Source organism: Streptomyces sp. UH6, assembly GCF_013421635.1.
In the GTDB taxonomy this organism is placed as follows: Bacteria; Actinomycetota; Actinomycetes; order Streptomycetales; family Streptomycetaceae; genus Streptomyces; species Streptomyces abyssomicinicus.
The window spans coordinates 1-10,635 of record NZ_JACADT010000101.1 but is presented as its reverse complement, the minus strand read 5'-3'; the positions used below and the strand labels follow the sequence as shown (position 1 = coordinate 10,635).

At 73.8% G+C, this 10,635-nt stretch carries 2 protein-coding genes; both read left to right on the top strand.

Annotated features, from left to right (window positions below):
* Window positions 1-1,227: beta-ketoacyl reductase (locus HW445_RS08715; protein ID WP_180220449.1), on the top strand; the 1,227-nt coding region annotated here is incomplete at its 5' end.
* Window positions 1,228-1,302: 75 nt separating this feature from the next.
* Window positions 1,303-10,635: type I polyketide synthase (locus tag HW445_RS32765; RefSeq protein ID WP_218956740.1), on the top strand; the 9,333-nt coding region annotated here is incomplete at its 3' end.

Sequence of the window (10,635 nt, the reverse complement as noted above, 5' to 3'; positions counted from 1 at the left end):
GCCCGTGAACTCAAGGCGGAGCTGGAGGCGGCGGGCGGCCGGGTGACGGTCGCGGCCTGCGACGTCGCCGACCGCGACTCCGTCGAGGAACTGCTCGCCAAGCTGGCGTCGGACGGCGACGAGGTCCGCACGGTCATGCACGCCGCGGGCGTGGGCCTGCTGGCCCCGCTGACCGAGTGCGGGCCCGAGGCGGCCGCCTACGTGGCGAACGGCAAGGTGGCAGGCGCCCGCCACTTCGACGAACTCCTCGACCCGGCGCGGCTCGACGCGGTCGTCCACTTCACCTCCGTCGCCGGTGTCTGGGGCGTCGGCGAGCACGGCGTCTACGCGGCCGCGAACGCCCACCTCGACGCACTGGCCCAGCAGAGCCGGGCCCGCGGAGTCCCCTCCGTGGCGGTGGCGTGGGGCCCGTGGGCGGACGGAGGCATGGTGGCCGGCGCCGGCGAAGGCGGGGGAGAGGGAGCCCTCACCCGGCACGGCGTGCTGGCCCTGCGGCCCGAACTGGCGATGGTCGCCCTGCAGCAGGCCCTCGACCACGACGACACGGCGATCGTGCTGGCGGACATGGACTGGGAGCGGTTCGCCCCCGTCTTCACCATGAGCGGCGACCGGCCCCTGCTGACGGAGATCCCGCAGGTCAGGGAGTTGACCGCACGCCAGGACGCGCTGGTCTCCGAGGAGACCGGTTCGGCGCCCGCGCTGCGGGCCGAACTCGCCGCCCTCTCCGGCGCGGAACAGGACCAGCGCGTCCTGGACCTCGTGCGGGAGCACACCGCGTCCGTGCTCGGACACTCCTCCGCCCAGGAGATCGAGGCCAGGCGCCCCTTCCAGGACCTGGGCTTCGACTCCCTGACCGCCGTCGAACTCCGCAACCGCCTCGGTGCCGCCACCGGGCTGCGGCTGCCCGCGACCATGGTGTTCGACCACCCGACGCCGGCCGCGCTCGCCTCCTTCGTCAAGGCCGAGGTGCTGCCCACCGCACCGGGCCAGGTCCTGCCCTCCGTCGAGGAACTGGACCTCCTCGAGGAGGCGCTCGCCGCACGGACGGGTGACGACATCGGCCGGGTCCGGGTCGTCATGCGGCTCGAGGCACTCCTGTCCAAGCTCAGCCGCGGGCACGGGGACGAACAGGCGACGGGAGCGCAGGACGGCGCTATGGCAGGACTCGAGTCCGCTACTAACGAGGAGTTGTTCGATCTGATCGACAGGGATCTCGGGCTTTCCTGACCCTGCCTGCCACTCCCTTCCGAGCAGCAGCAGCAGTACTCACCGTGAGTCAGACCCGACGGGAGCGACGTTTCGATGGCGGACGAAGAGAAGCTGCGGGAGTACCTGACCCGTGTGGTCGCCGAGTTGCAGCAGACTCGCCAACACCTTCGTGACGTCGAATCGCGGGAAGCGGAGCCGATCGCGATCGTCTCCATGAGCTGTCGCCTTCCGGGAGGCGTCGCCTCGCCCGAGGACCTGTGGAACCTCCTGTCCTCGGGCGGCGACGCCATCTCGGGCCTCCCGACCGACCGCGGCTGGAACATCGAGGACCTGTACGACCCCGACCCGTCCGCCACGGGCAAGATCTACGCACTCGAGGGCGGCTTCCTGCACGACGCGGGCGACTTCGACCCGGGCTTCTTCGGCATCTCGCCGCGTGAGGCCCTGGCCATGGACCCGCAGCAGCGCCTCCTGCTGGAGACCTCCTGGGAGGCGCTCGAGCGGGCCGGCATCGACCCGACGACCGTCGCGGGCAGCCCCACCGGCGTGTTCGTCGGCGCGGCGAGCCAGGGCTACGGCGGCGACCTGAGCGGCTCGGCCGGCTCCGAGGGATACATCCTCACCGGCACGGTGACCTCCGTGCTGTCCGGGCGCGTCTCCTACACGCTCGGCCTGGAGGGCCCGGCCGTCACCCTCGACACGGCCTGCTCCTCCTCCCTGGTGGCACTCCACCTCGCCGTGCAGTCCCTGCGCAACGGCGAGTGCGCCATGGCCCTGGCGGGCGGCGCCTCGATCATGCCGAACCCGGCGGGCCTGATGGAGTTCAGCCGTCAGCAGGGCCTGGCCCGCGACGGCCGGTGCAAGGCGTTCGCCGACGCGGCGGACGGCATGGGCATGGCCGAAGGCGTGGGCGTGCTGCTGCTGGAGCGCCTGTCGGACGCCCGGCGCAACGGGCACCAGGTGCTGGCGGTCGTGCGTGGCTCCGCGATCAACCAGGACGGGGCCAGCAACGGCCTCACCGCGCCCAACGGGCCCGCGCAGCAGCGCGTCATCCGCGCCGCCCTCGCCGACGCGAAGGTCTCCGCGGACCAGGTCGACGTCGTCGAGGCTCACGGCACGGGCACCTCCCTGGGCGACCCGATCGAGGCGCAGGCGCTGCTGGCCACCTACGGCCAGGAGAGGCCGGAGGGCCGGCCGCTGCTGCTGGGCTCGGTCAAGTCCAACATCGGCCACACGCAGGCCGCCGCGGGCGTCGCCGGCGTCATCAAGATGGTGCTGGCGATGCGCAACGGCGTGCTGCCGGAGAGCCTGCACATCGACGAGCCCTCCACCCACGTCGACTGGACCGCCGGCGCGGTCGAACTGATCGACGCACAGCGTGCGTGGCCGGAGACCGGAGGGCCGCGCCGTGCCGGCGTCTCCTCGTTCGGCATCAGCGGTACCAACGCGCACGTGATTCTCGAGCAGGCACCGGCCGAGGAGACGTCGACCGAGACCGACCAGGTCCCGGTGACGTCCCGCGGCGTGGTGCCGTGGGTGCTGTCGGGCAGGACCGAGTCCGCGGTGCGGGCGCAGGCGGAGCGTCTGCTGGCCCACGTCCGGGAGAACCCGGACGCGCCGGTCGCGGACATCGGCTACTCGCTGGCGCTGACGCGCTCCCGCTTCGAACACCGTGCGGCCGTGGTGGCGGCCGGCAGGGACGACTTCGCGACGGCGCTCGCCGCGCTGGCCGAGGGCCGTACGGTCCCCGGCGCGGTGCGCGGCGCGTCCGCGGGGGACGCCAGGACGGTGTTCGTGTTCCCGGGTCAGGGAGCGCAGTGGGCGGGCATGGCCGTGCAACTCCTCGAGTCCTCGCCGGTGTTCGCGGCGCGGATGGCGGAGTGCGCGGCCGCGCTCGCCCCGCACACCGACTGGTCCCTGCTCGACGTCGTGCGCTCCGGTGAGGGTCTGGAGCGGGTGGACGTGGTCCAGCCGGTCCTGTGGGCCGTCATGGTCTCCCTCGCCGAGCTGTGGCGTTCGTACGGTGTCCAGCCGGCCGCGGTGATCGGTCACTCGCAGGGTGAGATCGCCGCTGCCGCGGTGGCGGGGATCCTGTCGTTGGAGGACGCGGCCAAGGTCGTGGCCCTGCGGTCGCGGGCGATCACGGCGCTGGCGGGTCTGGGCGGCATGGTGTCCGTGGCCCATGCGGCCGAGGTCGTGCGCGAGGCGATCGCCGCGTGGGACGGCCGGATATCGGTCGCCGCGGTCAACGGTCCCTCCTCGACCGTGGTGTCGGGTGACACCGATGCCCTCGACGAGTTCCTGGCCCACTGCCAGGGCAATGACCTGCGGGCCCGCAGGGTCGACGTGGACTACGCCTCGCACTCCGCCCACGTCGAGGCCATCCAGGAGGAGCTGGCCTCCCTTCTGGACGGCATCACCCCGCAGCAGGGCAGCATCCCGCTCTACTCCTCGCTGACCGGTCGTCTCCTTGACGGTGGCGAGACGGTGATGGACGGCGGCTACTGGTACGACAACCTCCGCAACACGGTCGAGTTCGAGAACGCGACCCGCGCCGCCCTCGCCGACGGACACACCGTCCTCGTCGAGGTCAGCCCCCACCCGGTACTGGCTCTCGGTCTCCAGGGCACCGTCGAGGACACCGGCACCGACGCCGCCGTCCTCGGCACCCTCCGCCGCGACGAAGGCGGCCTCGACCGCTTCCTGACCTCCCTCGCCGAGGCCCACTGCCACGGCGTCACCGTCGACTGGGACACCGTCTTCGCCGGCACCGGCGCCCGCCGCACCGACCTGCCCACCTACGCCTTCCAGCGGAAGCGCTACTGGCCGGAGTCGCCCGTCGCCGAACTGGCGGAGAACCTCGACCCCGAGGACGCCCGCTTCTGGGAGGCCGTGGAGCAGGGCAACCTGGCGGCCCTCGCCGACGCCTTCGACCCCGCCGACGCCGAGCTGCTGGACGCCGCGCTGCCCGCCCTGTCCTCGTGGCGGAGAAGGCGGCGCACCAACGCCACGATCGACTCCTGGCGGTACAGCCTCGGCTGGAAGCCGGGGGCGGCCGCCCTCGACGCGCGCCTGACCGGCCGGTGGCTGGTCGTCCTGCCGGACCACCTGGACGCCGAGACGTCCGCCCTGGCCGACACCCTCACCGCGGGGCTCGTCCGGCACGGGGCCGAGGCGGACCGGCGCACCCTCGCCGAACTCGCCGCCCTGGAGAGCATCGAGGACGTCGACGGCGTGCTCTCGCTGCTCGCGCTGGACACCGCCGCACGGTCCTCCACGCACCCCGAGGTACCCGCCGGCCCGGCGGCCACGGTGGAACTGCTGCGCGCCCTCGCCGGTATGGAGGCGACCGCGCCGCTGTGGGCCGTCACCCGCTCCGCGGTCAAGGTCGGCGTCTCGGACCGCGTGGTCGACGCGGCACAGAGCGCCGTCTGGGGGCTGGGCCGGGTCGCCGCCCTGGAGCTTCCCCAGGGCTGGGGCGGACTGATCGACGTGTCCGCCGGGCTCGACGACCGCGGCGCGTCCCGCCTCTGCGGCATCCTCGCCGCGGCGGGCGACGAGGACCAGTGGGCGGTCCGGGACTCCGGCGCGTACGTCTGCCGCCTGACCCGTTCCCCGCTCGGCGGCCGTCCGGGCTCCCGGAACTGGACCCCTCGGGGAACCGTGCTCATCACCGGCGGCACCGGTGCGATCGCCTCACGCGTCGCGCACCGGCTCGCCGAGACCGGTGCCGAGCACCTGGTGCTCACCAGCCGCCGCGGAATCGACGCGCCCGGGGCCCCGGAGCTGCTCGACGAACTCACCGCGCTGGGCGTCCGGGTCACCGTCGCCGCGTGCGACGTCGCCGACCGGGACGCGCTGGAGGCGCTCGTCGGCGGCCTGCGGGAGACCGGCGAGACGATCACGGCGGTGCTGCACGCGGCGGGCGTCGACCGGACCGGCGACCTCCTCACCCTCGACGCGGAGCAGCTGCACGAGGTCCTGGCCGCCAAGACCCTGGGCGCCGCACACCTCGACGAGCTGTTCGACGACGACTCGCTCGACGCCTTCATCCTCTTCTCCTCCAACTCGGGGGTCTGGGGCAGCGGTGGCCACGCGGCCTACGCGGCCTCCAACGCCTATCTCGACGGCCTCGCCCTGAGCCGGCGCTCGCGCGGTCTGACCGCGACGTCCGTCGCCTGGGGCGCCTGGGACGGCGGCGGCATGTCCGGCGGCGACGCGGGCGAGCAGCTGGCCCGCCGCGGCCTCGCCGCCATGCCCGCCGAGCTGGCCATCGAGGCGCTGCACCAGGCCGTCGAGCACGACGAGACCTGCGTGAGCGTGGCCGACATGGACTGGGAGCGCTTCGCCCCCCTCTACGCCATGTCCCGGCCGCGCCCGCTGATCGGCGACATCCCGGAGGTCCGGCGCGCCCTCGCGGGCGAGGAGGACGCCGCGCCCGACGCCCAGGCCGGTTCCTCGGCCCTGCGCGGCCGGCTCGAGGGTCTGACCGCCGACCGCCAGAAGGAGATCCTGATCGGTCTGGTGCGCGGCGAGGCCGCCGCCGTCCTCGGCCACCAGGACGCGGAGGCCGTCCCGCCCGCCCGGGCCTTCCGGGAACTCGGCTTCGACTCCCTCACCGCCGTCGAACTGCGCAACCGCCTCTCGGAGGCCACCGGCCTCAAGCTGCCGACCACGCTGGTCTTCGACCACCCCGACGCGACCCGGCTCGCCGCCTTCCTGTGCGAGGAACTCCTCGGCGCCCCGACGGCAGCCGCAGCCGCGACGGCCGCGGTCCGCACCACCGGCTTCTCCGACGACGAGCCGATCGCCATCGTCGGCATGGCCTGCCGTTACCCCGGCGACGTGAACTCCCCCGACGACCTGTGGCGTCTTGTGGCCGACGGCGTCGACGCGATGGGGGCCTTCCCCGGCAACCGGGGCTGGGACCTCGACGCCGTCTACGACCCGGAGGGCCGTCCCGGCGCCTCCTACGTCGCCGAGGGCGGCTTCGTCGCGGGGGCCGGCCACTTCGACCCGGCGTTCTTCGGCATCTCGCCGCGTGAGGCCCTGGCCATGGACCCGCAGCAGCGCCTGCTGCTGGAGACCTCCTGGGAGGCCTTCGAACACGCGGGCATCGACCCCACGGTGCTGCACGGCAGCCGTACGGGCGTGTACGCCGGTACGAACGGCCAGGACTACGCCCCCCTGCTGATGGCCTCCGCCGAGGGCGCCGACTCCACCCTCACCAGCAACGCGGCCAGCGTCCTGTCCGGTCGTGTCTCCTACACCCTGGGCCTCGAGGGCCCCGCCGCGACCGTCGACACCGGCTGCTCCTCCTCCCTCGTCGCGCTGCACCTCGCCGCCCAGGCCCTGCGCCGGGGCGAGTGCGACCTGGCGCTCGCGGGCGGCGTCACCGTCATGTCGACCCCGATGTCGTTCACCGAGTTCAGTCGTCAGCGGGGTATGGCGGCCGACGGCCGGGTGAAGGCGTTCGCCGACGCGGCGGACGGCACCGGCTGGGGCGAAGGCGTGGGCGTGCTCGTCGTCGAGCGGCTCTCCGACGCCCGCCGCAACGGCCACCGCGTGCTCGCGGTGGTGCGGGGTTCGGCCGTCAACCAGGACGGCGCCAGCAACGGCCTCACCGCGCCGAACGGCCCGTCGCAGCAGCGCGTCATCCGCGCCGCCCTCGCCGACGCGGGCCTGACCACCGCCGACGTCGACGCGGTCGAGGCCCATGGCACCGGCACGACGCTCGGCGATCCGATCGAGGCCCAGGCGCTGCTGACGACCTACGGCCAGGACCGTCCCGAGGACGGCCGGCCGCTGTGGCTCGGCTCGATCAAGTCCAACGTCGGTCACACCCAGGCCGCGGCCGGCGTCGCCGGCATCATCAAGATGGTCATGGCCATGCGCCACGGCGTCCTGCCCAGGACCCTCCACGTCGACCAGCCGTCCGGCAAGGTCGACTGGTCGGTGGGCGCGGTACGGCTGCTGACCGAAGCGCAGGTATGGCGGGACACGGAGGACCGTCCCCGCCGGGCGGGCGTCTCCTCGTTCGGCGTCAGCGGGACGAACGCGCACGTCATCCTCGAGCAGGCGCCCGCCGGAGAGCCGGCCGCCGAGCCGGAGGCGGTCCCCGCCCCGGCGGGTGCGGCGGTGCCGTGGGTGCTGTCCGCCAAGTCGGAGCAGGCGCTGAAGGCGCAGGCCGAACGACTGCTGGCCCACCTCCGGGAGAACCCGGGCGTGCCGGTCGCCGACGTCGGCTACTCGCTGGCCCTGACGCGGACGTCCTTCCCCCACCGCGCGGCCGTGGTCGCGGCCGCGCCGGGCGAGTTCGAGGCGGCCCTGACCTCCCTCGCGGAAGGAGCACCGTCCGCAGCGGTCACCACCGCTTCCACCGCCGGCCGGGTGGCCAAGACCGTGTTCGTGTTCCCGGGTCAGGGTGCGCAGTGGGTGGGGATGGCGGTCGAGCTGCTCGAGTCCTCGCCGGTGTTCGCGGCGCGGATGGCGGAGTGCGCGGCGGCGCTGGCTCCGCACATCGACTGGTCGCTGCTGGATGTGGTGCGCAGTGGTGAGGGTCTGGAGCGGGTGGACGTGGTCCAGCCGGTCCTGTGGGCCGTCATGGTGTCGCTGGCGGAGCTGTGGCGTTCGTACGGTGTGCAGCCCGCGGCGGTGATCGGTCACTCGCAGGGTGAGATCGCCGCTGCCGCGGTGGCGGGGATCCTGTCGTTGGAGGACGCGGCGAAGGTTGTCGCCCTGCGGTCGCGGGCGATCACGGCGCTGGCCGGTCTGGGCGGCATGGTCTCGATCGCGCAGCCCGCCTCCTGGGTCCGCGACACGATCACCGCGTGGGACGGCCGGATATCCGTCGCCGCGGTCAACGGTCCCTCCTCGACCGTGGTGTCGGGTGACGTGGACGCCCTGGACGAGCTGATCGCCGCGTGCGAGTCGGCCGGGGTCCGGGCCCGCAAGGTGGACGTCGACTACGCCTCCCACTCCGCCCACGTCGAAGCCATCCGCGACGAACTCGCCCGCCTGCTGACCGGCATCACGCCCCAGCAGGGCAACACCCCGCTCTACTCCTCGCTGACCGGCCGCCTCCTCGACGGTGGCGAGACGGCGATGGACGGCGGCTACTGGTACGACAACCTCCGCAACACGGTCGAGTTCGAGGACGCCACCCGCGCCGCCCTCGCCGACGGGCACACCGTGTTCGTCGAGGTCAGCCCCCACCCGGTCCTCGGCCTGGGCCTCCAGGGCACCGTCGAGAACGCCGCCGTCCTGGGCACCCTGCGCCGCGACGAAGGCGGCCTCGACCGCTTCCTGACCTCCCTCGCCGAGGCGCACTGCCACGGCGTCACCGTCGACTGGGACACCGTCTTCGCCGGCACCGGCGCCCGCCGCACCGACCTCCCCACCTACGCCTTCGAGCACCAGCACTACTGGCCGCGCAACTTCAACCGCACCGGCGACCTCGCCAGTGCCGGGCTGAGCAGCTCCGCGCACCCGCTCCTGGCGGGTTCGGTCGCGGTCGCCGGCGAGGACGTGTCGCTGTTCACCAGCCGCCTGTCGCTGGACTCGCACCCCTGGCTGGCGGACCACGCCGTCCTCGGGACGGTGCTGCTGCCGGGCACCGCGTTCGTGGAGCTCGCCCTGCACGCCGGTGGCCGGGTCGGCTGCCCGGTGCTCGACGAACTCACCATCCAGGCGCCGCTGGTGCTGCCGGAGCGCGGCGCCCGCGCGCTGCAGATCATGGTCGGAGCGGCCGAGTCCGACGGCAGGCGTCCGCTGACGATCCACTCGGCGGTGCCGAGCGAGGACGTCGACACCGTCTGGACCCTGCACGCCTCCGGATTCGTGGCCGAGAGCCAGGAACAGACCGCCGAGAGCGCCGTGGGCATGGTCCAGTGGCCGCCGGCGGGAGCCGAGGCGGTGCCGGTCGAGGGCATGTACGACCTCCTCGCCGACATGGGCTACGGCTACGGCCCGGTGTTCCGGGGTCTGCGCGCGGTCTGGCGGCGTGGCGACGACCTGTTCGTCGAGGTCGGTCTCGAGGGCGAGGCGGCGGAGCAGGCGGGCCGGTTCGGTCTGCACCCGGCGCTGCTGGACTCTGCCCTGCACGCCATCGGTCTGACCGGAGGCGTGTCCGACCTGGACGGACCGGGTCTGCCCTTCGCCTGGACCGGCGTGGAGCTGTTCGCCGTCGGGTCGCCCGCGCTGCGCGTGCGGATGACGGCGGGCGAGGGCGGCAGGATCTCGCTGGACCTGGCCGACGGCATCGGGGTGCCGGTGGGCCGTATCGGCTCGCTGGTCCTGCGTTCCGTCTCGCCGGGGCAGCTGGACGGCGCCGCCGTCCAGGAGACCGGCACCGATTCCCTCTACCGCGTGGACTGGACGCCCAAGGCCGCCCCCGCCGAACCGGTGGACGCGGCGCCGACCCAGGTGGTCGAGCTGGGCGTGGAGGACTCCGAGGACACCCGCGACGCGGTCGTGCGGGTGCTGGGGTGGCTGCAGGAGTGGCTGGCGGCGGAGCGGGAGAGTGACGCGCGTCTGCTGGTGGTGACGCGGGGTGCGGTGGCGGTCGGGTCGTTCGGCGGTGATCCGGCGCTGGGTGCGGTGTGGGGTCTGCTGCGGTCGGCGCAGTCGGAGAACCCGGGCCGGATCGTGCTGGTCGACTCCGACGGTTCGGTGGATGATGTGCTGCCGGTGGCGTCGTGGGGCGAGCCGCAGGTCGCGGTGCGTGGGGGCGGCTGGTTCGTGCCGCGTCTGGCGCGTGCGGCGGGCGGGGAGCTGACGGTGCCGTCGGGCGGCGGCCGATGGTCGCTGCGCAGTACCGGGAAGGGGACGCTGGAGAATCTGGCGCTGCTCCCCGAGGAGCCGGCCGGTGCCCTGGCGGAGGGTCAGGTGCGGCTGGCCGTGCGGGCCGCGGGGGTCAACTTCCGTGACGTGCTGAACGCGCTGGGCATGTATCCGGGGCCGGAGGTGCCGCTCGGCGCCGAGGCCGCGGGTGTGGTCCTGGAGGTCGGTCCCGGGGTGACCGGGGTGCGGCCCGGTGACCGGGTCATGGGTCTGGTCTCCGGATCGTTCGGCCCTGAGGCCGTCACCGACCACCGAGCCCTCACCCTCATCCCTGATCACTGGACCTACGCCCAGGCGGCGGTCGTGCCGGCGGTGTTCCTCACCGCCTACTACGGCCTGGTCGACCTCGGCGGACTGCGTGCCGGTGATTCCGTGCTCATCCATGCGGCGACGGGTGGTGTGGGGACGGCCGCGGTGCAGTTGGCCCGCCATCTGGGCGCGACCGTGTACGCGACGGCGAGTGAGGCGAAGCAGCGGGTCCTGCGGGAGCGGGGCATTCCGGCGGAGCGGATCGCCTCCTCGCGCAGCACCGACTTCGCGGACGCCTTCCGGGCCGCCTCGGGCGGCCGGGGGGTGGACGTGGTC